Below are 23,816 nucleotides of genomic sequence, written 5' to 3' on the forward strand. Positions count from 1 at the left end.
TCAGATCCCGAACGCCCCCCCACGGAAGTCACGGATCCATGATCGCGCATCGACACGGCGGTCGAGGGCCCCCGGGCCCCGGGATATACCCCTAGAAGAGGGCCCCGCTGAGGGCGAGACCGAGGAGCGCCGCGGCGAGCGCCGCCGCCCACGTGCCCAGGCCGTAGGCGAGGGCCGCGGCCCGGCGCCCCTCGAGCAGCATCCGCGCGGCCTCGACGCTCGCCGTGCTGAAGGTGGTGAATCCGCCCAGGAGCCCCGTGCCCAGCAGGATCCGCCACTCCTCGGCGACGACGCCCGCGAGGGCGAGACCGGCGACGAGTCCCAGGAGCAGCGACCCGGCCACGTTGATCAGGGCCGTGCCGATCGGCCAGCGGACGGGCACGAGCGAGCGCGCGACTCCGTCGACCACGAGGCGGGCGGCCGAGCCGGCACCACCGGCCAGCGCCGTGCCCAGGAGGAGGGCGAGCGGTGTCACTCCGCGGCCCGTCCGGCGGGAGTCGGTTCTGCGCGCGCGGTGCGGTGGGCGAGCAGGATGCCCAGCACGGCGGCCGAGGTGCCGAGCACCAGCGTGATCGCGACGGCGAGCGCGGCCTCGGCGACGCGTCCCGCGAGGAGCAGCTCCGCGGTGTCGAGCGAGAACGCGCTGTAGGTGGTGAAGCCGCCGAGCACGCCCGTGCCGAGCAGGAACCTCGCCGTGCGACGGCCGCCGTCGTCGGGGCCGCTCCGGGCGAGCGACTCGAGGAGCACGCCCAGGAGGAACGTGCCGACGAGGTTCACCGCGATCGTCGGCAGGGGCAGGCCCCCGACCGGAGGCAGTGCGAGCGCGGTCGCGTACCGGGCGGCGGTCCCGACGGAGCCGCCCGCCGCGACGAGGAGGATCGGACCGGCGCGCAGGTGCAGCGGGCGCGTCACTCCGCCAGATCCCACGGCACGCGGTGCGCCGGGTCGCGCTCGGCACGCGGCACCACCACGACGGGCCGGTGCTGGCGGTGGGCCAGGTGCACGGCCACGCTGCCGCTGAGGAACTCGGCGATGCTCGCGAGTACGCCGGAGTCGCGGGTGCCGACGACGATCATGCGCGCGTCCGTCTTCTCGGCGGCATCGCTGAGCGCGAGCGCGGGCTCGCCCTCCGCGACCTGGAACGTGTGCTCGGCGCCGTCGAGGATCGCCTCGACCTCGGCCACGAGGCTCGGCGGAGCAGTCGGGCGATCGGCCGGACGGCCTCGACCGACGACCGGGATCGCGCCCGTCATCGGATCGACGTACTCGCCGACGAGGTAGGGATCGGGGGCGGCGTAGAGGACGAGGAGCGGAGCGCCGAAGTCCTTCGCGAAGCGCGCGGCGGTGCGCAGGACCTCCGGTCGCTGGCCCTCGGCGACGCCGACGAGCACGGGACCCGTGGGGGTGGACTCGGTCATGGACGGCTCCTTCCCTTGCCCGTCCATCCTGGCACCGGGGACCGCAGGACGGGTCGTGATCCTTTCGTTATCTGCGAGGGTCGGGTTAGACTCGCTCCTCGCCGGTGCCCGACCGGCCCCGCCGGTGGCCCCGAAGCCCCGCGGACGGACGATCCCGAGGAGTACGCGCGCGTGTCGAACCCTGGCGTTCCCGAGAATCCGGAGCGCGTGGAGGGGGCGGCACCGGTGCCGTCGACGCGGCGCGAGGCGCGAGCGGCGGAGGCTGCTGCGGCGGCCCGCGTCGTCGCTCCCGCTCGCGCTGCGACCACCCCGCGCTCCTCCGCCCGCCCCGCCGCGTCGAGCACCCCCTCTCTCAGCCGCCGCGCGCTCGGATTCGCCACCTTCTCGATCGTCGGCGGACTCGTCGCCACCACCGCGATCCCCGCGTACGGCGCCCGCGGCACCACCGCCGCCTCGGGCGGAACCGGCACCGCCGCGAACCGCGCGGGCCTGCAGAACCTCACCGTCTCCTCCGAGACCGCCGGGCAGACCGCGGTGCGCGACGCCTTCGCCGCGCCGACGCAGGCGCAGCTCGACGAGGCGAGCCGCCAGGCGGCGGTGCTCTCGGGTTCGAACGGCGGCGAGTTCACGACCGTGCAGACGCGCGCCGTGGGCGACGACTACCCCTGGCCGTACGAGACCATCGACGACGACGGCGGCGGACTCTCGCCCCTCGGCTACTACTACCGCGAGTGCGTCGACTTCGTGGCCTGGCGCCTCAACCGCGACGCCGGCGCGACCGCGGCGCCGTGGACGTACACCTGGGGGAACATCACCCCGATGGGCGGCAGCGCGTGGGAGTGGCCCGACAACTGGGCCGCCAAGGGCTGGGCGACGAGCAGCGTGCCGATCGTCGGCTGCGTCGCGTGGTGGACCTACAACCACGTCTCGTACGTGCAGAAGGTGAACGACGACGGCACCGTGCTCCTCGAGGAGTACAACTACGGCGGCAAGCACAGCTACGTGACGCGGACGTACCCGACGGCGCAGGTGCCCCTCTTCCTGTACCCGCCGGCGATCTAGCGCTCGGGCGCTCTCACGGTCAGGGCAGCAGAGTCAGGAGGGTGTCGAACGCGGGGGTGCGCGGGTCGACGAGATCGACGTGGTCGGCTCCGGCGAGCTCGATCAGGTGCGCTTGCGGGTGCCGAGCGGCGTAGGCACGGCTGAGGGACGGCGGCGCATCGGAGTCGTCCGTGCCGTGCACGAGGGTGACGGGCATCGGAGGTGTCGGCAGCTGCAGCGGGTCGGCGGGGGCGAGCGGATGGTCGCCGAGCAGCTCGAGCACGGCGTCGTCGCTGAGGCCCAGCTCGGCGGCGGCGCGCAGGTCGGCGACTCCGGCGAGCGCCACGACCGCCTCGACGTGGGGCGACGGATGCGCGGCCTGCGACCACAGGGCGAGATGCCCGCCGGCGGAGTGTCCGACGAGCGTCGTCCGCGGAGCCGCGCCGATGAGAGCGGGCAGGGCTGCGAGGAACGCGACGACGTCGGCTCCGGTCCCCGGCCAGCCGCCTCCGGGATCGCCGACCCGGCGGTACTCGGGCAGCAGCACGTCGTGACCGCGGTCGGCGAGTGCCGCGGCGAGCGGACGGAGGTGCGTGCGATCCCAGCGGGCGCGCCAGAACCCGCCGTGCACGAGCACGACGGGTCCGCGGCCGGGTGACCGCGCGGCGTACCTGTCCACGATCTGCTGCGGAGCCGCTCCGTAGCGCAGGACCGCGTCGGGCCCGCGCGTCACGAGGTCGAGGAGGTCGGTCACCCCGGCACTCTAGGCGGCCGGGCTGCGGGTGTCGGGTCTCGAGACGCGCCTGCGGCGCTACTCGACCGGCAAGGGAAGGGGCGCCGCCTCCCCGTGCTGATCGAGTGGACCGCGCAGCGGGCGTATCGAGATCCGCCGACTCCGGACCTGGTGGGTCTCGATACGCGCCTGCGGCGCTACTCGACCAGCAGGAGGGGCGTCAGCTCTCGAACCAGCCGCGGGGGTGGTGGTCGGCGGTGAGCGGGGTGCGCTCGCGGGTCGGGCGGGCCCAGCGGACGGCGTTCGCGAGCACGCGCTGGATGTCGGGGTGGTGGTAGACGGGGTAGTCCTGGTCGCCGGGCGAGAAGTAGAACACCTTCCCGAGGCCCCGCGTGTAGGTGACTCCCGAGCGGAACACCTCGCCGCCGGTGAACGTCGAGAGGAACACCGTCTCCTCCGGCACAGGGATGTCGAAGTACTCGCCGTACATCTCCTGCTGCGGGATCACGATCGGGCTCGGAACACCCTGCGCGATCGGATGCGTCGGAGCGATCGTCCAGACCAGCTCGCGGTCCTGATCGTTGCGCCACTTCAGCGAGCACGTCGTGCCCATCAGCGCCTGGAAGATCTTGGAGTAGTGGCCGGAGTGCAGTACCAGGATTCCCATCCCCTCCTGCACGTGCCGCAGCACCCGCTGCACCACCTCGTCCGACACCTCGCCGTGCGCGATGTGGCCCCACCACAGGAGCACGTCGGTGCGTGCCAACGCCTCCTCGGTGAGACCGTGCTCGGGCTCGGGGAGCGTCGCGGTGCGCACCGCGACGCCGTCGCCGAGCGATTCCGTGAGGCCTTCCGCGATGACCCGGTGGATGCCCTCCGGGTAGTGCTTCATCACCGTCTCGTCGCCGCGGGTCTCGTGGCGGAACTCGTTCCAGACGAGGACCTCGACGGGTCCGGCCGGGGTGCTCGCGGGGGTCGTGTCGAGGGCGCTCATGCGACCGCCACCTCCTTCTTCTCGGCTGCGGAGCGGTAGATCGCGTCGATCACGCGGCTGCGGTGCAGCGCGTACTCGCCGTAGTGACCGGAGTAGCGGGGCTCGCCGGCCGGGACGTCGGCTCCCGAGGCGATCGCGTCGAGGAACTCGGCGATGACCGAGCGGTGGTGGCCCGACGGCACCGGGATGGTCGGGCGCGAGGTGGTGGGGGCGCCGGCGACCTCGGAGTAGAGGGTCACGGTGCCCTCCGTCGCGTAGTCGGCGACGTGCAGGCGGGCGCCGCCCGCGGAGCCGAGGAGCTCGACCTCGATGTCCTCGTCGACCTTGGAGTAGCTGGCCCAGGAGGCGTCGAGCTGCAGGCTGCGTCCGTTGTCCAGGCGCAGGAGTGCGCTCGAGAAGTCCTCCACCTCGAACGCGTGCGTGCCGCTCGCCGCGACTCCGTAGGGGCGGCCGCCGCGCCCGGAGCGCCCGATCTCGCCGTAGGCGACGGCCGAGACGCTGGTGACGCGCGGCTCGTCGAGCAGGTGCAGCGCGATGTCGAGGACGTGCGAGCCGAGATCGATCAGCGGACCGCCTCCGGCCAGCGCCTTGCTGGTGAACCAGGAGCCGATGCCGGGGATGCCGGTGCGCCGCTGCCAGCTCGCGCGGGCGTGGTAGACGTCGCCGAGCGGAGCGTCGTCGAGGTAGCGGCGGAGGTACGCCACGTCGGCGCGGCGGCGATGGTTGTAGGCGATCTCCAGCACGCGGTCGGCGGCGCGAGCGGCCTCGACCATCTCGGCGGCGAGGTCGGCGGTGGTCGCGAGCGGCTTCTCGCAGAAGACGTGCTTGCCGGTCGCCAGCGCGGCGACGGCGATGGGGTGGTGCAGGTGGTTGGGCACGCCGATCGAGACGACGTCGAGGTCGTCGCGCGCGACGAGGTCCTCCCAGTCGGAGTAGAGGTCGGGGACGTCGCGGGTCGCGCCGAGTTCGCGCAGGCGCGCCTCCTCCTGACCGGCGAGGGCGACGACGCGCGCGCCGGGAAGGGCCTGGAAGGCGTCGAGGTGGGTGGTGCCGGCGAAGCCGAGGCCGACGACGCCGACCCGGAGCTCGGAGGTGTTCTCAGTCATGCTCGAAGCCTAGTCGAATTGATTCGAGCACTGGATAAACTCTGGGTGTCCAACTTCGACAACGGCGCCCGGCCCGAGGTCGACTGGACGCGAAGCGGGGCCTGAAGCACATCGACGACCCGGTTCGCGACGACTCGGCGGGGCCAGTGACGCCGACTGGGCGGGGAACGGGCTCCGGCGCAGGCGCGAAGCCCGGTTCGCGTCCCCTGGAGTGCCGCGACTCCCCTGCCGATCGAGTGGACCGCGCAGCGGGTGCATCGAGATCCACCAGCACTGGAGGACGGGGGTCTCGATACGCGGCCTGCGGCCGCTACTCGACCAGCGAAGGAGAGGCCGGGCCACCCCTGCTGATCGAGTAGCGCGCGCAGCGCGCGTATCGAGATCCACCAGCGCTCGAGGAGGGCGCCGCGGTCTGCGAAGGGTGAGGCGGGCGCTGGCAGCATGGGGGCATGAGTGCAGTGGAGCAGCAGGCCGGGATCGACGACGACGAGGTTCTGCGGAGGCTGCCGAAGACGGAGCTGCACTGCCACTTCGCGTCGACGATGAGCGCCGCGCATCTCGTCGCCTCGGCGGACCGCTACGGGGTGGAGCTGCCGTCCACCGACCCGGCGACGCTGTTCGACTTCGCCGACCTGCAGGAGTTCCTGGTCGCCTTCCGCGCCGCTCCCCGGGTGCTGCGGACGCCCGCCGACCTCGCGACGGTCGCCTACGACGGGGTGCGCGCGGCGGCGGCCCAGGGACTGCGCTACCGCGAGTACGCGATCAACCCGCAGTACTTCGCCGACTCGGCCTACCTCGGCTGGAGCGGGCTCGGGTACGCCGACGTGCTCGATCCGATCCTCGACGGACTGCGCGCCGCGGAGGCCGACCTCGGCGTGGGATTCCGGATGATCGTGGCCGTGAACCGCAGGGAGTCCGCGGGCAGCGCCGTCGAGCTGGTCGAGACGATCCGCCGGCACCCGCGCGAGGAGGTCGTCGCCCTCGGCATGGACGATCTGACGCCCGAGGGCGCGGAGGATCCCGGCCGGTTCCGCGAGGCGTTCGCGCTCGCGCGCCGCTCGGGACTCGCGCTCACCGCCCACGTCGGCGAGACGGACCGCTCCGAGCCCGACTCCGTGCGGATCGCGCTCGACGTGCTGCAGGTCGACAGGATCGACCACGGCTACCGGATCCTCGACGACCCGGATCTGGTCGCGAGAGCCCGGGATTCCGGCATCGGATTCACGACCACTCCGGTGTCGACGACGATCTGCTCGGGATGGATGCTCGACCCGCAGCACCGGATCGCGGAGATGGTGCGGACGGGGCTGCGCGTCACGGTGTCGACGGACGACGCCGTGTTCTTCCGCACGGACATCGGCCGCGAGTACCGGGAGGCGCTGCCCGCGCTGGGGCTCGGGATCGAGGAGGCCTGCACGATCGCACGGAACGGGGTGGAAGCCGCGTTCTGCCCACCGGAGCAGAAGGCGCGGCTGCGGGCGGAGTTCGGTGCGGTGATCGCGGGGCTGCTGGGCGAGCGCGAAGGCTTCTCGAAGCGCTCCGACCCGCAGAAGTAAGGCTCAGCGCAGCCGATCCGTCGCATCGGCGCGGATCGAGCCCCTCAGCCTGAGTTCTGCTGACGAGGCGACGGCAGGCGCGCCAGCAGGTCGGCGTGGGCGCGCACGCGCACCGCATCCACGCCGGCGTCGTCGTCGAGCGAGATCAGCAGGATCTCGAGGCCCCGCCAGAACGCCACGATCTCGCGGGCCAGCACGGGCACCTCCTCCGCCGGCACGCCGGATTCGGCGAGCGCCCGGCGCAGCTCCGGCTGCAGGAACTCGTCGAAGCGGCCGCGCGTCGCCCGCCACTCCTCGGCCTGCTCGAACGCCGCGAGCCCGAAGACCTGGAAGAACAGCCGCAGGTAGGGCCGGTTGCCCGCCGAGGCGAGCGCCTCCCAGGATCGGTCGAGCCGCTCGCCGAGCGGGCGGCCGGGCACCAGCAGCTCGTCGGCCGCGCGCTGCATGTCGGGGAAGCGCACGGCCGCGGCGATGAGCGCCTCCGACAGCAGCTCGGCGCGGGAGCCGAAGTAGTAGAGCAGCATGCGGTTGTTGGAGTCGGCCGCGCGGGCCAGAGCACGCAGCGACACGGTCGCCACGCCGTGCTCGAGGATGTGGTCGACGACGCTCTCGAGCAGCAGCGATCGCCTCGTCGGAGCGGTGGTCATCGCGTCGCTCCCCTCGGCCGGACCCGCGTCAGCGTAGCGGCACCCTGCCGCGTCCCACGAGCCGTGGTGTATCCATGGGCGGGAGCACGGTGCACGGGCACCGCGCCGCACCGGAGGGGGACGCGATGGCACCGCCGCGCAGGAAGGCCACGCTGCTGGCCGTCGCCGAGCACGCCGGGGTGTCGCTGAAGACCGCGTCGAACGTCGTCAACGGCACCGGGCGGATGGCCGACGAGACCCGTCAGCGCGTGCGGGCGGCGGTGGACGAGCTGGGCTACACCGTGAACGTCGCCGCGAGGAACCTGACCCGCGGGCGCACCGACTCCGTCACGCTGGCGGTGCCCACCCTGAAGGCCGCCTACCTGGCCGAGCTCGCCGAGGTCGTGGTCGACACCGCGCGCCGGAGAGACCTCGTCGTCTACGTGACGACGTACCCGGACGAGGGCCGCACGGGCTCGCGCCGGCTGCTGCAGCAGTTCAACTCTCAGCTCACCGACGGGCTGCTGCTCTCGCTGTCCGAGCACGAGACGCTCGACCGCGAGGCGCTGGACGTGCCGTATCCGCTCGTCTGCCTCGGCTCGCGGAACACCTACGGCCTGACCGATCGGGTGACCACGGACGACGTCGACGACGCCCGCACCGCCACCGCGCACCTGCTCGAGCGCGGCAGCACGTCGATCGCGGTGGTGGGCGCGCACGTGCCGTTCGACGCTACGGGCATCGGCGCCGCGCGCGAGGGGAACGCCGAGCTGCGCCTGCGCGGGGTGCTCGAGGAGGTGACCGCGTGGGGCGGCACCCTCGATCCGCGCCTGGTCGGAGTGACCGGCTACGACTGGACCATCGGCTCGGGATTCCGGGTGGCCCGCGATCTCATCGAGTCCGGACGGTCGTTCGACGGCCTCGTCTGCCTCAACGACGGCCTGGCGATCGGAGCGGTCTCGGCGCTGCGCGAGGGGGGCCTGCGCCTCCCCGAGGACGTCCAGGTCATCGGCTTCGACGACGTCGAGGAGTCCGCGTACCTGAATCCGCCGCTCACGACGATGGACTCGCGGATCGACTGGATCGCGGAGACCGCGCTCGACAAGCTGATCGCCCGGATCGACCGCGCGGCGGGCGCGCCGACGACCGAGTTCGCCCACTCCAGGGTGATCGAGCGGGCGACGACGAGGACTGTCGGAAAACGCTTCTTGCGGACGGAGCCGTCCTCGGTCTAGATTCGCCCCCGTGGTACAGCGCTGTACCACGTAGGACCTGCGACGACGGAGGACTCCCTTGACGCGATCGATCCCACGATCGACCACCCGCCCGGCCACCCGGCCCGCGACTCGACGGCTCACCGCCCTCGTCGCGGCGCTTCTCGCCGGACTGCTCGTGCTCACCGGCCAGACCGCCGTGTCGAGCGCCGAAGCCGCCGAGGTGCAGACCTCCACGGTCGCCTTCACCGACACGACGACCGTCCGCGGCACGCCGCTGAAGACCTTCTACGAGGGCGCCTGGTCGAAGAACAGCACCCACACCTGGGCGACCGGCGGAGCCGCGTTCGAGATCGCGTTCACCGGCGAGACCATCGCCCTCTCGGGCCGCAAGGCCACCACGAACGGCACGGCCGACGTCTTCGTCGACGGAGTGAAGGTCGGCTCGGCCGACTACCGCGGCGCCCGGTCGACCACCACGGTGCCGATCTTCAGCCACACGGGCCTCCAGCCGGGCGAGCACGTCCTGCGCGTGGTCACCGTGGGCTTCATCAACCACGCCTCGGCCGAGTTCACCGCCACGACGCAGGTCGACGAGCGGGCGCGCCTCACGGAGGCACTCGACCGGCTGGGCGCGTCGTCCGCCGACGACTTCACCGCCTCCTCCTGGACCGCCTTCTCGGCCGAGCTCGCGGCCGCCACCGCGGTGCGCGACTCCGCCGCCGCCACGGACGCCGAGCTGATCGCCGCCCGCGCCGACCTCGAGCAGGCCGAGACCGCCCTGGTGCGCGTCTCGGGGCTGCGCGAGATCCTCGAGCAGTACCGCACCCGCGTCCCCTCCGCCTACACGGCCGAGTCGTGGGCGCCCTTCGCCGCCGCGACCGTGACGGCCGGCGACGTCCTGGAGGACCCGGCCGCGAGCGCCTCCGCCGTGGTCGACGCGAAGAACGGCCTGCAGACGACGGCCGCCGCGCTCGACCCGCTCTCGGACGGCGACCTGCAGACCATCCAGAACAACCGCTTCTGGCTCGACACCGCGGGCGACCCGATCTTCTCGCAGGGCGGCGGCATCTTCCGCTTCGGCGACCGCTACTACTGGTACGGCGTCGAGTACACCGGCTCGCAGCAGTACTACGACTCCCCCACCCGCACCTACACGCGGGCCGGCGAGGTCGACTTCGTGGCCGTCACCGCGTACTCCTCCGAGGACCTCGTGAACTGGACGTTCGAGAACGACGTCGCCACGAAGGACACCCCGCTGCACATCCCGACGTCGAAGGACGTCACGGGCTCCTACTTCTCGGACATGGAGACGCTCGCCGACGCCGTCTGGATCGGCCGCCTCGGAGTCGCCTACAACGAGAACACCGGACGCTACGTGCTGCTCACCCAGTTCGAGAGCCCGGACCCCGCCCGGATCACCAACGCCGGTGTGCTGTTCCTCAGCGGCGACTCCCCCGTCGACGACTTCGAGTACGCGAACCTGCAGACCCACATCCCGGGCGTCTACAACAACCCGAACAAGCCCGGCTGGAACCAGGGCACCGGCGACCAGACCGTCTTCACCGACGACGACGGCTCCGACTACCTGGTCTTCTCCTACCGCGACGGCCGCAGCCGCACCTACGTCGGCAAGATCAGCGACGCCGACTCGCTCTCGGTCGAGACCGCCGTCGAGGTGTACCGCGGCGCGGGCCGCGAGGGCAACGCGATGTTCAAGCTCGACGGCCAGTACTACGTCGCGAGCTCGGACCTGCACGGCTGGAACACCTCGCAGACCTACCTCGTGCGCTCGCTCGAGGGACGGATCCAGGGCCCCTACTCGAGCATGTACGTGCTGCCGGGCACCGAGAAGGACTACAGCCACGTCACGCAGAGCGGCTTCTTCCTCACCGTGCAGGGCACCGAGCAGGACACCGTGATCTACGCCGGCGACCGCTGGGCCGACTTCGCCTGGAACGGCCTCGGCTACAACCAGTGGGTGCCTCTCTCCGGCACCGGCGCCGACGTGTCGTTCAACTCGCTCAGCGAGTGGGAGATCAACGCCCGCACCGGCGCGTGGGAGGTGGGCGAGGGCAACAACTGGATCCTCAACCCCGACTTCGCCGCCGACCGCATCGCCGTGACGACCGTGACCGGATGGACGCAGGTCACCGACCCCTCCTCCGCCACCACCGCCTTCGTGCAGAACACCTCGCCGGGCGCCGACGGCTCCCGCTTCGCCCTCCGGCTCGGTGCGGCCGAGGCCTTCTCGGGCGGCGTGCAGCAGGAGGAGGAGGTGCCCGCGGGCGTCTACTCCCTGGCCCTGAAGGCGAGCAACCCGGGCGGCCTCACCGCGGCGCAGGTGTCCGTCACCGGCGCCGACGGCGTGACGCACACGACCGCGATCCCCGTGACCGCCGGATGGGCGGACATCGCGTCCGAGCAGTTCGTCCTGCCGGCCGGCGCCGCCCGCGTCGCGATCACCGCGACCGGCACGGGCGGGCAGTCGGTGAGCGTGGACGCGCTGTCGCTGCGGAAGCAGAGCGTCGACACGGCGCCGCTGCAAGCCCTCGTCGACGCGACGGCCGGCCTCGTGCCCGCCGACTCCACGGCCGGCAGCTGGGCTCCGTTCGCCGAGGCCCGGTCGGCGGCGACCGCCGTGCTCGCCGGTCCGGCGACGCAGGCCGCCGTCGACGCCGCCCGCGCCGCGCTGGAGGCGGCCCGCGCCGCGCTCGTCCCCGCCGTCCGCTCGATCGTCGTCGCTCCGGCGACGGTGCTCGTGCCGGTCGGAGCCGCGTTCGACCCCGCCTCGATCACGGTCACCGCGACGCTCGCCGACGGCGGCACCCGCACCCTCGCCGCGAGCGAGTACCGGGTCACCGGGTTCGTGACGACGACGGCGGGCGTGCGCACCGCGACCGTCGCGGTCCTCCCGGCGCTCCTCGCCGAGGGGGCGACCGTCGAGGCCCCCCTCACCGTGTCGGTGCTGCCGGCCTGGAACGCGAAGGCCGTCTACCAGAAGGGTGCCGCGGTGCTCTACGCCGGATCCGAGTGGCGCGCCTCCTGGTACTCGAGCAACCAGAAGCCGGGAGATGTGAACGGACCGTGGCAGCAGATCCTGACCGCGCCCGACGGCACGGCGATCTGGACCGCCTCGCGCATCTTCGACACCGGCGACGTCGTCGTCCACCAGGGACAGCGCTTCCGCGCGAAGTGGTGGACGCGCAACCAGGCCCCCGGCGACCCGTACGGCCCCTGGCAGCCCCTGCGCTGACCTCCCTCCGCTCGCACTCGGACCCCCGAGTGCGCCCCCGGCCGACCCCGGAGGAGCGGATCCGACCACGATCCGCCCCTCCGGGAACGCCACGGAAACCCTCCAGCACCCGACACAGCACCTGCCATCACAGACAAGGAACAGACACCGTGCGAACTCTCTCCAAGAAGGTCACGACCGCCGTGGCCGTCGCCCTCCCCCTCGCTCTCGCCCTCACGGCCTGCTCCGGCGGAGGCTCGTCCTCCGGCGGCGACGGCGGAGGCGACGGGGACAACACCCTGACCGTCTGGGCCTGGGACCCGGCGTTCAACATCGCGGCCCTCGAGGAGGCCGAGAAGATCTACCAGGAGGACAACCCGGACTTCTCGCTCGACATCATCGAGACGCCGTGGGAGGACCTGCAGCCCAAGCTCACGACCCTCGCCCAGTCGCGGCAGTACGAGGAGCTGCCCGACATCTTCCTCATGCAGAACAACGCGTTCCAGAAGAACGCGCTCAACTACCCCGAGATCTTCAGCGAGATCTCGACCGACGCCGTCGACTTCTCGGAGTTCCCCGAGGCCGTCACCGCGTACTCCACCGTCGACGGCGTCAACTACGGCATCCCGTTCGACTCGGGCACCGCGGTCACCGCGCTGCGCACCGACGTCCTCGAGGCGGCCGGCTACACGATCGACGACTTCACCGACATCACCTGGGACGACTTCCTCACCAAGGGCAAGGACGTCCTGGCGAAGACCGGCTCGCCGCTGCTGTCGGGCCAGGCCGGCTCCGCCGACATGATCATGATGATGCTGCAGAGCGCGGGAGCGAGCCTCTTCGACGACGAGGGCATGCCCACGATCAGCGACAACGACGCGCTGCTCAGCGCCATCGACACCTACAAGCAGCTCGTCGAGTCGGGCGTCTTCGTCGAGGTCAACTCGTGGGACGAGTACCTCGGCACCTTCGTGAACGGCTCGGTCGGCGGCACCATCAACGGCATCTGGATCGTCGGCTCCATCCAGGCCGCCGAGGACCAGGCCGGCAAGTGGCAGGTCACCAACGTGCCGTCGCTCGACAGCGTCGACGGTGCGACCAACTACACCGCGAACGGCGGATCGTCGTGGACGATCAGCTCGAACGCCGACGTCGACCTCGCGACCGACTTCCTCGCGTCGACCTTCGCCGGCTCGACCGAGCTGTACGACACGATCCTCCCCGCCACCGGAGCGGTCGCCAACTGGCTCCCCGCCGCCTCGTCGGCCGCCTACGAGCAGCCCAGCGAGTACTTCGGCGGACAGCCGATCTTCTCGGAGGTCGCCCAGTTCGGCGCCGAGGTGCCCAGCAACAACACCGGTGCGTACTACTACGAGGGCCGCGACTCCGTCAGCGCGGCGATCACGCAGATCATCGGAGGCGCCGACCCGGCCAAGGCGCTCGAGGAGGCGCAGGCGAACGTCGAGTTCGCGATGAGCTGACCGCTCCAGACCGGGCCGGGGCGCACGCCCCGGCCCGGTCCCCCCTCCCTCTCCTCCTGCAGATTGCGAGCACCCCGTGACGACCTCCGCGCCACCGCGCACCCGACCCCGCGTTCCGCCGCAGAGGCAGCGCGACTCCCGCCGACCCGTGAGGATGACCGGCGAGCGCCGCCGCAGCCTCACCGGCTGGGCCTTCCTCCTGCCTGCGTCGCTGCTGATCCTGCTGGTCAGCTTCCTGCCGATGGCGCAGGCGTTCCTGCTCTCGCTGCAGACCGGACGCGGCGCGAACCTCTCGTTCGCCGAGCCCTTCTGGCTCAACTACGAGCGGCTGCTGCAGGACGAGATCTTCCGCCTGACGCTGCAGAACACCTTCATCTACCTGCTCATCCAGGTGCCGGTGATGCTGATCATGGCGCTGGTGCTCGCCAACCTGCTCAACGACCGCACGCTGAAGTACAAGACCTTCTGGCGCACCGCGATCTTCCTGCCCTGCGCTGTCTCGCTCGTCGCCTACTCGCTGGTGTTCCGCACGATCTTCGCGAACGACGGCTTCGTCAACGACCTGCTGCTGGGCATCGGCCTGATCGACAGCCCGGTCAACTGGCTCGGCAACCCCGACACCGCGCGCTTCGTCATCATCCTCGGACTGCTCTGGCGCTGGACCGGCTACAACATGGTCTTCTACCTGGCGGCCCTGCAGAACGTCGACTACTCGAGCATCGAGGCGGCGAAGATGGACGGCGCGAGCTCGCTGCAGACCTTCTTCCACGTCACGATCCCTCAGCTGAAGCCGATCATCCTGCTCACCGCGATCATGTCGACGAACGGCACCCTGCAGCTCTTCGACGAGTCGTGGGCGCTGACCCGGGGCGGACCGGCGTACACGACGATGTCGATGTCGCACTACCTCTACGAGGTCTCGTTCCTCAAGAACCCGAACTTCGGCTACGCGTCGGCGCTGTCGTACGTGATCCTCATCCTCGTCGCGGTCCTCGCGTTCGCTCAGCTGAAAGTCGGTGACAAGCGTGACTGACCCCGCCCGCACCCTCCCCGTGACGGATGCCGTCCTCTCGCTCCCCGAGACGGAGTCCTCCGGGCCCACGACCCCGGCCAAGCGCTCCGTCCCGGTGGCCTCGCGCCTGCGCGCGGTACCGAAGTACGCGTTCCTCACGGTCTTCGCGATCTTCTCGATCTTCCCGCTGTACTTCATGGCCGTCTCGGCGACCAACACCAGCCAGGACGTGCTCGACTCGCGGATGCTGCCCGGCACGCAGCTGTTCGAGAACTTCAGCAAGCTCTCGGGGCTGCAGGACGTGGGCGGAGCGATGTGGAACTCCGCCACCGTCGCCGTCGGCACCACGATCCTCGCCCTGATCGTCTGCTCGATCGCCGGCTACGGCTTCGAGGTCTTCCACTCGCGGGGCAAGGACCTCGTGATGGCGATCCTCCTGATCGCGATCATGATCCCGTTCGCGGCGACCATGATCCCGCTGTTCCAGGTCTTCGCCGAGGTCGGGATGGTCAACTCGCTCGCCGCGGTGATCATCCCGGCGATCTCGACGCCGTTCCTGATCCTGCTGTTCCGCCAGGCCTCGCGCTCGTTCCCCTACGAGATCATCGAGGCCGCGCGGATCGACGGAGTGAGCGAGCTGGGCATCTTCGCGCGCATCTACCTGCCGTCGATGAAGTCGACCTACGCGGCCGCCGCCGTCATCACCTTCATGACCGCGTGGAACAACTTCCTCTGGCCCAAGGTGATCCTGGTCAACAACGACTTCCAGACGATGCCGATGCTGATCTCGAACCTCGCCGCGGGCTACGTCACCGACTACGGAGTGCTGATGCTGGCCGTGCTGCTGGCCTCGGTGCCGACGATGGTCGTCTTCATGATCCTGCAGCGCTCGTTCGCCGAGGGCATCACGGGAGCGATCAAGTGAGCCTCGCGCACGATCCGCGGCCGCCCGCAGCCTCCTCGCCGGGGTTCGACCCGTCGCGGCTGTCGGATCCGGGGTACTTCGCCGAGAACCGGCGCCCGGCCCACTCCGACCACCGCTGGTTCCGCTCGGTGGACGAGGCCGCGACCGGCGTCAGCTCGTTCGAGCAGTCGCTCAACGGGCGTTGGCGGATCCACTACTCGCCCGATCTCGCGGGCACGGTCCCCGGATTCGAGCAGCCCGACTTCGACGCGGGCGACTGGGACACGATCCCGGTCCCCGCGCACATCCAGCTGCACGGCTACGACCGCCCGCAGTACGTGAACACGCAGTACCCGTGGGACGGGCACGAGGACCTCGCCCCCGGGCAGGCTCCGCAGCGCTTCAACCCCGTGGCGTCGTACCGGACGGTGTTCACCCTCGACGCGCCGCCGGCGCCCGGCGAGCGGATCGCGCTCGACGTGCGCGGCGCCGAGAGCGCCATCGCGCTCTGGCTGAACGGGCGATGGCTCGGCTTCTCGGCCGACAGCTTCTCGCCCGCCGAGTTCGACCTCACCGACCTGCTGGTCGAGGGCGAGAACGTGCTGGCCGCGCAGGTGGTCAAGTGGGGTGCGGGTTCGTGGCTCGAGGACCAGGACTTCTTCCGCTTCTCCGGGATCTTCCGCGACGTGGTGCTGCTGCGGCGCCCGCGGACGCACCTGGAGGACCTGCGCGTGACGACCGTCGTCGGCGACTCCTGGGCCGAGATCGCGGTGGAGCCGAGCCTCGACGGCGACGGCTCGGTGGTGGTCGAGCTCGAGGGCGTCGGAGTGCTGCGGCAGGACGAGGACGGGCGGCACCGCCTCCGACTCGCCGACCCGCGGCTGTGGAGCCCCGAGGACCCGCACCTGCACCGCCTGATCGTGCGCGTGCGCGACGCCGAGGGCGCCGAGACGGAGGTGGTCCCCCAGTCGGTCGGCCTCCGCCGCTTCGGGATCGAGGACGGGGTGCTGCGGTTGAACGGCCGCCGCATCGTGTTCTTCGGAGTGAACCGCCACGAGTTCGGCGTCGACGGCCGCGTCGTCACGCGCGAGCAGACGGAGGAGGACCTGCGGATCCTCAAGCGTGCCGGCGTGAACGCGATCCGCACCAGCCACTACCCCAACAACTCCTACTTCTACGAGCTCGCCGACGAGTACGGGTTCCTGGTCATCGACGAGATGAACCTCGAGACGCACGGCGTGTGGGACCGGGTGCGCTACCTCGACGCTCCGCTCGAGGAGGCCGTGCCGGGTGACGACTCCCGCTGGGCCGCGGCGCTGGCCGACCGCGCACGGAGTCTCGTCGAGCGCGACAAGAACCACCCGAGCGTGGTGATGTGGTCGCTCGGCAACGAGTCCTTCGGCGGCAGCGTGCTTCGCGACCTCTCGGACTGGTTCCGCGAGGTCGACGACCGGCCCGTGCACTACGAGGGCGTGCACTGGGACTCCCGCTACCCCGACACGACCGACGTCGTCAGCCAGATGTACACGCCGGCCGCCGAGGTCGAGGAGTACCTGCGCGAGCACCGCGACAAGCCGTTCATCCTCTGCGAGTACGCCCACGCGATGGGCAACTCCTTCGGCGCGGTCGACCGCTACCTCGACCTCGCCGCCCGGGAGCCACTGTTCCAGGGCGGCTTCATCTGGGACTTCGCCGACCAGGCGATCGCGATGGTCGACCGGCACGGCGTGCCCTACTTCGGCTACGGCGGCGACAACGGCGAGGCGCCGCACGACGGCGACTTCAGCGGCAACGGGATCCTCTTCGCCGACCGCACGCCCACGCCGAAGCTGCAGGAGGTCGCGTTCCTCTACCAGCCGTTCCGGATCGACGTGTCGGAGGAGGGGATCGCGATCGAGAACCGGCTGCTGTCGACTCCGTCGTCGGCGTTCGACGCGGTCGTGACGCTGCGGCGGGAGGGGCGGGTTCTGGCCGAGCAGCCGCTCGAGACCGCGGTCCAGCCCGGCGGGCGCGCGACCTTCGCGAGCCCGGTGCCGGTGCCGGAGCTGCCGGGCGAGTACACGCTCGACGTCGAGCTGCGGCTGGCGTCGTCGACCCGCTGGGCCGAGGCGGGGCACGTGGTGGCCAGCGGCCAGCGGGTGCTCGAGGTGGTCGGCCGACCGCACGTCGAGAGCCGGCCGCGACCCGAGGTCGTCGAGGGCACCCACAACGTGGGCGTCCGCGGCGAGGGGTTCAGCGTGCTGTTCTCGCGCCTGCACGGCGGACTGCAGTCCTACCGCTGGGGCGGCGGGGCCGAGGGCGGGCGCGAGCTGCTCGACTCGATGCCGATGCCGTCGTTCTGGCACGCGCCCACCTCGAACGAGCGCGGCTGGGGCGGGCCGTTCGAGGACGGCCAGTGGCTGCTCGCGAGCCGGTACGCCCGGGCGGCGGGCGGGGCGCTGCGGACCGCGCGGGTCTCCTCCGACGACAGCGCCGTGACCGTGGGGTACACCTACGAGCTGCCGACCACCCCGCGCGCCTTCTGCGACGTCGACTACCGGGTGACCGGCGACGGGCGGATCGAGGTCACGGTCGCCATGGACGTGCCGGACGGCCTGCCCGACCTGCCCGAGTTCGGGATGCAGTGGACGACGAGCGCCGACGCGCACCGCCTCCGCTGGTACGGCGACGGACCCGACGAGTGCTACTCCGACCGCCGCCTCGGCGCGCGGCTGGACGTCTGGTCGAGCGACGTGGGGCGGGAGCTGACCCCGTACCTGAAGCCTCAGGAGGCGGGCAGCCGCACCGGCGTGCGCTGGGCCGAGGTCACCGGCGACGACGGGTGGGGCCTGCGTCTCGACTGCGACGGCGGGATGGAGTTCTCGGCGCTGCACTGGACGCCGTTCGAGATCGAGAACGCGCAGCACCCGAACGAGCTGCCCCCGGTGCAGCGGACCGTGCTGCGGCCGGCGCTGCGGCGGCGCGGGGTCGCGGGAGACGACTCCTGGGGGGCGCGGACGCATCCGGAGTACCTCGTGCGGCCGCGCGACGGCCGACTGGTGTTCCGCTTCGGGGTCTCGGGGGTGTCCGGGAGCTGACGCGAGGCACTGCCTCCGCTACGGCGAACCGATTGGTTCAGATCGCCGCCCGTCCTTGATGACGGGCGGCGATCGCCGTACTCGACGAGAGGGAGGCGCGGCTCGTGCAGTCGGAGCTCCGCCGCCGAGGGCGCCTCGACCCGGAGCCGGTCGGCGCGACTTTCCGCGAGCGCATGCTGGGCGCGGGGCTGCACCTGGCGCCCGAGCACCACGTGGAGTCCTTCCGACCGGCGGCCACCGAGTAGCCCCGTCCGCAACCGAGGTCAGGAGTGGCCGCGACGGCCGATCCGGGACGCGCAGCCGCTCCCGACCTCGGTTCCGAACGCCGCGAGCGTCACAACGAAGGCTGAGACGAGCGATCCGCGCGAGAACCGCCGGATCGGGCTGATGAGCCTTATCCGTGAAGGCCCGTCGTCGGCCCCCCGCAGTGCGGCCCGCGCAGAACCTCGGCCGGGAGTGGGGCTCAGCCACCATCGTGGCTGACGGGCATTCCTGGCCGAGGTTCTGATCGCAGTGGCAGGGAGACGGGGTCAGGTGACGCGGACGAGGGTGCGCTGCCAGCCGGACGAGCCGTTGGGGGCGATGGGGGCGCGCTCCTCGATCTGGAGGGTGCCGTTCGCGTCCGTCGCGCGGACGGCGACGTAGTGCGAGCCGGACTCGGCCTGCCAGTCGACGTACCACTGCACCCAGGTGTCGGTGTTGACGGGGGTCGAGAGCGTCGCGGGCTGCCAGTCGCCGTTGTCGATGCTCACCTCGACCTTCTCGATGCCGACGGTCTGCGCCCAGGCCATGCCGGCGATCTTCGTCGGGCCGGCGGGGATCGCGGCGTCGATGCGCGGGGTGTCGATGCGCGCCGACATCTTGATCGGAGCCTCGGCGGAGTAGCCGCGCGGGGTCCAGTAGGCCTCGTCGGCGGCGAAGGTGGTCACCTTCAGCTCGGTCAGCCACTTCGTCGCCGAGACGTAGCCGTACAGGCCGGGCACGACCATCCGCACCGGGAAGCCGTGCTCGAGCGGGAGGGGCTCGCCGTTCATGGCGACCGCGAGGATCGCGTCGCGCCCGTCGTCGGTGAGGGCCTCGAGGGGCGTGCTCGCGGTGTAGCCGTCGACGCTGCGCGAGAGGACCATGTCGGCTCCGGACTGCACGCCCGCGCGGGCGAGCACGTCGCGGATCGGGACTCCGAGCCACTTCGCGTTGCCGACGAGACCGCCGCCGACCTCGTTCGAGACGCACGTCAGCGTCACTCCGTACTCGTCCAGGCCCATGTCGAGCAGATCCTGGAACGACAGCACGACCTCCTGGTCGACCATGCCGGTGATGGTGAGGGTCCAGGTCGACGGGTCGATGCTCGGAACGGTGAGCGCGGTGTCCACGCGGTAGAAGTCGGCGTTGGGGGTGAAGAGCGGCGTGATCCCGTCGATGTCGAGCTCGGCGCCGGCGGGCACGGTCAGGGCCGTGCGCGGGCTCGGCAGGCGCAGCGCCTCGCGCACCCCGGCGATGGTGGAGGTGGCGGCGCTGACGACCCGGGCTCCGGCCCCGACGACGATCGCCCCGACGGCGGCGATCAGCGACACGCGGAGGAAGCCGCGGCGCTCGAGTCCGGCCGAGTGGGCGGGCACGCGCCCCTGCGCCTCCGCGGCCCGGGCCGAGCGCCAGCGGCGCAGGCGCGAGGTGAGCAGGTGCAGCACGACGACCGCGACGACGAGGCCGACGAGGGTCGGCACGGCCGACAGCGGAGTCGCTCCGGCGCGCGTGACGATCGCGGCGATCGAGAGGACGCCGGCGAGCACGAGCACGAGCTGCCCGAGCGGCGGCCGGATCAGCTGCAGCACACCGGCGAGCGCGGCGGCGACGAGCACAGCGACCCCGATCCCGGCGAGCAGGAAGACCTTGTCGTTCTCGCCGAACGTCGTGATCGCGAACTCCTTGAGGGGCCGCGGCACGATGTCGACGATGAAGGAGCCGAGGGCGAGGACGGGGCTGGCCGTCCGGGCGACGGCGAGGGCGATCAGCTCGGCGACCGCGAGGAGGACACCGGCGGTGACCACCCCCGCTAGGGCGGCGAGCAGGAGGAATCGCCTCTGGCGCACGGGTCCCGCTGTCTCGTTCATGAGCGTCAGTTTTCGCCCCTGACCTGCCCGTTCACCGGGTACTTCTGGTTTGGTCGCGCGGGCCCCGATCCGGTAACGGTTCGGTAACGCTTTCCGCCCGGATCCCCTCCGCGAGATGCCACTTCAGTACACGACACGCCGGAGAACGCGTACCGGAGTGGCATCTCGCGGCGATCAGCACCAGTCGAGCGACGCCCCCGCCAGCACGTGGTCCGACCCGCCGGTCTCGACGTCGATCAGCACGGTGCGGTCGACCACGGTCGATCCGGCGGGAGCGGTGTGCACCGCCAGGTACTGGCCGTTCGGCGACAGGCACGTCGAGACGAGGGCCGCTCCCTCCGCGGGCCGGAACAGCTCCCGCTCGGCGTACCCGTCGAAGAGGACCACGGCGCTGGACACGTCGAAGGCGCCTCCCGAGCGGTCCGTGACCGTCCGCAGGTAGGAGGATCCGTCGAGCAGCCGCTCCTCGCTCGACGCCGCGCCGTCCACCCGGGCGGGCAGCTCGAGCGGAGCCTCCCGGCCGGTGCGCAGATCCACCACGGCTCCCCCGCCGGGGTCCGACACCACCAGGTCGGACGTCCCGGGCACGAACCCGCGCAGCTCGCCGTGCTCGCCGAGGACGGTCGGCGCCTCAGTACCGGCGTCGACGCGCAGGAGCACGCCGTCCTCGGTGAGCGCGGCGAGCGACGTCGATCCGGGCTCGAAGGCCCACTGCGCGATGGCGAGCTCGGCACCGTCCGCGCCGGCCACGACGACGGGCTCCGCCTCGGGGTCCGAGACGTCGAGCGTCCGCAGCACCGGTCCGTCGACCGTGGCGACGGTGTACCCGATGCGGGGAGCGGACGACGAACCGCGGATCTCGATCACCGCCGAGGGGATCGGGACGGTGCGCCGGGCGCCGGTGACGACGTCGACCGTCTCCAGGAGCGCCGTGCCGCCCTCCTCCACGACCGAGGCCAGCACCGTCCCACTCACGGCGTAGGCCGACACCGAATCGGCTTCGAAGAGCACCCGCTCCTCGCCGCCGTCGAGCGGCCGGCCCGTGATGCGGTCCGGCCCGTCGTCCGAGGTCTCGAGCGCGAGGACCTCGGGCTCGGCCGTCGTGAACCGTGTCACGAGATCCGACGTCGTGCCGGTGCGGGAGCGGACGTCCGCGATCGTCACCGTGTACTCGGTGCCGTAGCGCAGCAGCTCGGTGAAGGAGATCGTGATCTCGGAGCCCACCACCGTCACCTCCGATTCGGCGGCCGGCTCGATCGACAGGCGCTCGGCCACCGAGCCGTTCACCGGGCGGTCGAGCCGCAGGCGCAGCCGGGCCCCGTCGCGCTCGACCACGCCCTCGGGGCTCACCTGGACGCTCGTCACCTGCGGTCCCTGGCGTGTGGTCGCCACCGTGAGCGAGGCCACGAGGAGCAGCAGCACCCCCACCGCCGAGCGCAGCACGAGCCGGTACCGGCGCATCGGCCGGTCCACGGGCTCCGGAGGGGGGCCGACGGCCGGACGGGACTCAGTAGACATAGGGCATCGCCGGTTCCGCGATCGGAGTGAGGACGTCGGGATCCAGCACGATCGACTCGGCGCTGGTCGCGCTCGGGTTCGTCGCGAATCCGCCCGAGACCTCGAGCCAGGAGTCGACCTCGTACTCCTGCTGCCAGCCCGGCCGGTGCACCGGCACGCCCACCGGCTGCGCATCGACCGCACAGCAGGTGACCACGAACCGTGCGACGTAGAACACGTTCTCGGGGTCGTCTTCGTCGGGAGTGACGAAGCCGCTCACCGTCGCGGAGCGGCCCGCGAAGAACTGCTCCGGCTCGCCCTGCGCCAGCAGCGCCGCCCAGTCCTTCACCGTGTAGTCGGCGTACTCGCCGGTCGGCTCCGACGCCTCGATCGCGCCGGTGTTCATCTGGCGGGCGCTCGCCGTGGCGGTGGTCAGCGTCGCAGGCGGCAGCACGAGCAGTGCCACGAGCGCGCCGACCACGACCGCGGACCCGCCGATCGCGACGAGGGCGGAGCGGCCCGGGCGCTCGTGCGCGCCCTCGTCCCCTCCGTCGTGCGCGTGCGTGTGCGGCTCCGCTCGCACGACCGCCGTGGCCACCACCACCAGCACCACCGCGATCACCGCGAGCACGGTCGTGAAGACGAAGTACCGCGGATGGATGTAGAGCCCGAGCCGACCGGTCGCGGCCAGCCAGAGGGTCGCCGCGAGCGCGATCAGGCTGAGGACCACGCCCTGCCAGCGCCGAACGAGGCCGGCGAGAGCCTCCGCGCGCCGTCGCTCACGCGGCAAGGTTCACCGCCAGGCCGAGTGCCGCGGCGCACAGCGCCACGAGTGCGGTGATCCGCACCAGCGCCCCCGCCGTGAACGTCGTGCGCAGCAGCGCCAGCATCTTGATGTCGATCATCGGCCCGAAGACGAGGAACGCCACGATCGCCCCGGGCAGGAACGTGCCGCCGAAGGAGAGCACGAAGAACGCGTCGACGTTCGAGCAGACCGAGATCACGAAGGCGAGCACCATCAGAGCGAGCACCGACCAGAGCGGATCCGCGCCCAGCGTCGTGAGGAGGTCGCGCGAGACGCCGACCTGGATCAGCCCCGCGATCGCGGCTCCGACGAACAGCGCGGGGAGCATCGCGCTGGTCTCCTCCGCCAGCGTCGAGAGCCCTCGGCGCACCCGGGTCGCTCCCGAGCCGTGCGCGGCGTCGCCCGCCGCGCACACCGCCCGGAACACGGGGGTGAGCAGCTCGGTCGGGCGCGGATGCAGGCTCAGCAGCCAGCCCACGAGGTTCGCGATGACGAAACCGCCGACCACCCGCGAGACGAGGATCCCGTCGGCCCAGCCGAAGGCCTGGTACGTCGTCACGATGGTGATCGGGTTCAGGATCGGCGCGGCGAGCAGGAAGGTCACCGACTCCGACACGCTCAGCCCCTTCGCGACCAGCCCGCGTGCGAGCGGCACGTTGCCGCACTCGCAGACCGGCAGCAGCACGCCCAGGAGCGAGATGACGATCCTCCGCGGCAGCGCGCGCCGGGGCAGGACCCGCAGCAGCACGCGCTCCGGGACCCAGAGCTGCACGGCGATCGACAGCAGGATGCCGAGGAAGACGAACGGCAGCGACTCGATCACGATGCTGATCGACAGCGTTGCGAAGTCCCGCGCCGTGTCGGTCAGAGCCGCGTCCGGCGGAGCCACCATGCGCAGCAGGAGGAACGCGCCGAGCAGCCCGGCTCCGATCAGCATCCGGGGCGGCCGGGGCCGGCTCCTCGCCGGCGGCGGCGGAGCGGGGGTCAGCACGGTCATCGACGACTC

At 71.7% G+C, this 23,816-nt stretch carries 20 protein-coding genes; 9 read left to right on the plus strand and 11 right to left on the minus strand.

Features of this window, described 5'->3' with window-relative positions; translation table 11 throughout:
* Positions 1-91: 91 nt before the first annotated feature.
* Genes LRG51_RS09365 through LRG51_RS09375 form a run of 3 tightly spaced genes read right to left on the minus strand, consistent with a single transcriptional unit; the run spans position 92 to position 1,418 of the window.
* Positions 92-475, minus strand: a complete 384-nt coding sequence (locus LRG51_RS09365) for a CrcB family protein (protein ID WP_055785775.1) — start codon at positions 473-475, stop codon at positions 92-94.
* Positions 472-912 (minus strand): fluoride efflux transporter FluC, encoded by a 441-nt coding sequence (locus LRG51_RS09370; RefSeq protein ID WP_230672399.1) that lies wholly within the window; start codon positions 910-912, stop codon positions 472-474. The genes LRG51_RS09365 and LRG51_RS09370 overlap by 4 nt, the downstream gene beginning before the upstream one ends.
* Complete coding sequence (locus LRG51_RS09375; protein WP_230672401.1) at positions 909-1,418, minus strand: universal stress protein; 510 nt, start codon at positions 1,416-1,418, stop codon at positions 909-911. The genes LRG51_RS09370 and LRG51_RS09375 overlap by 4 nt, the downstream gene beginning before the upstream one ends.
* A 171-nt stretch (positions 1,419-1,589) precedes the next feature.
* Between LRG51_RS09375 and LRG51_RS09380 the strand changes: the two genes are divergently transcribed.
* Positions 1,590-2,480: a CHAP domain-containing protein gene (locus LRG51_RS09380; RefSeq protein ID WP_230672404.1), complete on the plus strand. Its 891-nt coding sequence runs from the start codon at positions 1,590-1,592 to the stop codon at positions 2,478-2,480.
* Between the two features lie 19 nt (positions 2,481-2,499).
* Here LRG51_RS09380 and LRG51_RS09385 read toward each other — a convergent pair whose 3' ends face one another.
* The 3 genes from LRG51_RS09385 to LRG51_RS09395 form a co-directional block, all read right to left on the minus strand.
* Entirely contained in the window at positions 2,500-3,213 is a 714-nt protein-coding gene (locus tag LRG51_RS09385; RefSeq protein ID WP_230672406.1) for an alpha/beta hydrolase, read from the minus strand.
* A gap of 199 nt (positions 3,214-3,412) precedes the next feature.
* Positions 3,413-4,186, minus strand: a complete 774-nt coding sequence (locus tag LRG51_RS09390) for a ThuA domain-containing protein (RefSeq protein ID WP_055785761.1) — start codon at positions 4,184-4,186, stop codon at positions 3,413-3,415.
* Positions 4,183-5,292, minus strand: coding sequence for a Gfo/Idh/MocA family protein (locus LRG51_RS09395; protein WP_055785758.1), 1,110 nt, complete (start codon positions 5,290-5,292; stop codon positions 4,183-4,185). The genes LRG51_RS09390 and LRG51_RS09395 overlap by 4 nt, the downstream gene beginning before the upstream one ends.
* A 449-nt stretch (positions 5,293-5,741) precedes the next feature.
* On the opposite strand from LRG51_RS09395, the gene add reads away from it, so the two are divergent.
* Positions 5,742-6,848 carry an adenosine deaminase gene (gene add, locus LRG51_RS09400; protein WP_230672408.1) on the plus strand — a complete coding sequence of 369 codons (1,107 nt, stop codon included), beginning with the start codon at positions 5,742-5,744 and terminating at the stop codon, positions 6,846-6,848.
* A gap of 44 nt (positions 6,849-6,892) precedes the next feature.
* Here add and LRG51_RS09405 read toward each other — a convergent pair whose 3' ends face one another.
* Positions 6,893-7,495 carry a TetR/AcrR family transcriptional regulator gene (locus LRG51_RS09405; RefSeq protein ID WP_055785752.1) on the minus strand — a complete coding sequence of 201 codons (603 nt, stop codon included), beginning with the start codon at positions 7,493-7,495 and terminating at the stop codon, positions 6,893-6,895.
* 74 nt (positions 7,496-7,569) lie between these two features.
* Between LRG51_RS09405 and LRG51_RS09410 the strand changes: the two genes are divergently transcribed.
* The 7 genes from LRG51_RS09410 to LRG51_RS09440 all read left to right on the plus strand — a co-directional run bounded on the left by LRG51_RS09410 (position 7,570) and on the right by LRG51_RS09440 (position 18,642).
* The gene (locus LRG51_RS09410) at positions 7,570-8,709 is read left to right on the plus strand and encodes a LacI family DNA-binding transcriptional regulator (RefSeq protein ID WP_230672410.1); all 1,140 of its coding nucleotides are present in this window, start codon (positions 7,570-7,572) and stop codon (positions 8,707-8,709) included.
* 58 nt (positions 8,710-8,767) lie between these two features.
* A complete protein-coding gene (locus LRG51_RS09415; protein ID WP_230672412.1) occupies positions 8,768-11,944 on the plus strand; it encodes a carbohydrate-binding protein in 3,177 nt (1,058 codons plus the stop codon).
* A gap of 149 nt (positions 11,945-12,093) precedes the next feature.
* Entirely contained in the window at positions 12,094-13,404 is a 1,311-nt protein-coding gene (locus LRG51_RS09420) for an extracellular solute-binding protein (protein WP_230672414.1), read from the plus strand.
* Positions 13,405-13,558: 154 nt separating this feature from the next.
* The gene (locus LRG51_RS09425; protein ID WP_055785743.1) at positions 13,559-14,437 is read left to right on the plus strand and encodes a carbohydrate ABC transporter permease; all 879 of its coding nucleotides are present in this window, start codon (positions 13,559-13,561) and stop codon (positions 14,435-14,437) included.
* Positions 14,430-15,341 (plus strand): carbohydrate ABC transporter permease, encoded by a 912-nt coding sequence (locus LRG51_RS09430; RefSeq protein WP_230672416.1) that lies wholly within the window; start codon positions 14,430-14,432, stop codon positions 15,339-15,341. The genes LRG51_RS09425 and LRG51_RS09430 overlap by 8 nt, the downstream gene beginning before the upstream one ends.
* Positions 15,338-18,397, plus strand: a complete 3,060-nt coding sequence (locus LRG51_RS09435; protein WP_230672418.1) for a glycoside hydrolase family 2 TIM barrel-domain containing protein — start codon at positions 15,338-15,340, stop codon at positions 18,395-18,397. Before LRG51_RS09430 ends, LRG51_RS09435 begins: the two co-directional genes overlap by 4 nt.
* Positions 18,398-18,501: 104 nt before the next feature.
* Entirely contained in the window at positions 18,502-18,642 is a 141-nt protein-coding gene (locus LRG51_RS09440) for a hypothetical protein (RefSeq protein WP_157603021.1), read from the plus strand.
* A gap of 285 nt (positions 18,643-18,927) precedes the next feature.
* On the opposite strand, the gene LRG51_RS09445 is transcribed toward LRG51_RS09440, so the two are convergent.
* From LRG51_RS09445 to LRG51_RS09460, 4 genes are all read right to left on the minus strand, one after another.
* On the minus strand, positions 18,928-20,508 hold the full coding sequence (locus LRG51_RS09445; RefSeq protein ID WP_055785740.1) for a molybdopterin-dependent oxidoreductase: 1,581 nt from the start codon (positions 20,506-20,508) through the stop codon (positions 18,928-18,930).
* A 174-nt stretch (positions 20,509-20,682) separates the two neighbouring features.
* Positions 20,683-21,969 carry an Ig-like domain-containing protein gene (locus tag LRG51_RS09450; RefSeq protein ID WP_230672420.1) on the minus strand — a complete coding sequence of 429 codons (1,287 nt, stop codon included), beginning with the start codon at positions 21,967-21,969 and terminating at the stop codon, positions 20,683-20,685.
* Positions 21,970-22,015: 46 nt separating this feature from the next.
* A complete protein-coding gene (locus LRG51_RS09455; protein ID WP_230672423.1) occupies positions 22,016-22,735 on the minus strand; it encodes a TIGR03943 family putative permease subunit in 720 nt (239 codons plus the stop codon).
* Between the two features lie 49 nt (positions 22,736-22,784).
* Positions 22,785-23,807 carry a permease gene (locus LRG51_RS09460; RefSeq protein WP_230672425.1) on the minus strand — a complete coding sequence of 341 codons (1,023 nt, stop codon included), beginning with the start codon at positions 23,805-23,807 and terminating at the stop codon, positions 22,785-22,787.
* Between the last annotated feature and the right edge of the window lie 9 nt (positions 23,808-23,816).

The sequence above is a fragment of the Rathayibacter sp. Leaf248 genome, from assembly GCF_920939495.1.
GTDB lineage: Bacteria > Actinomycetota > Actinomycetes > Actinomycetales > Microbacteriaceae > Rathayibacter > Rathayibacter caricis.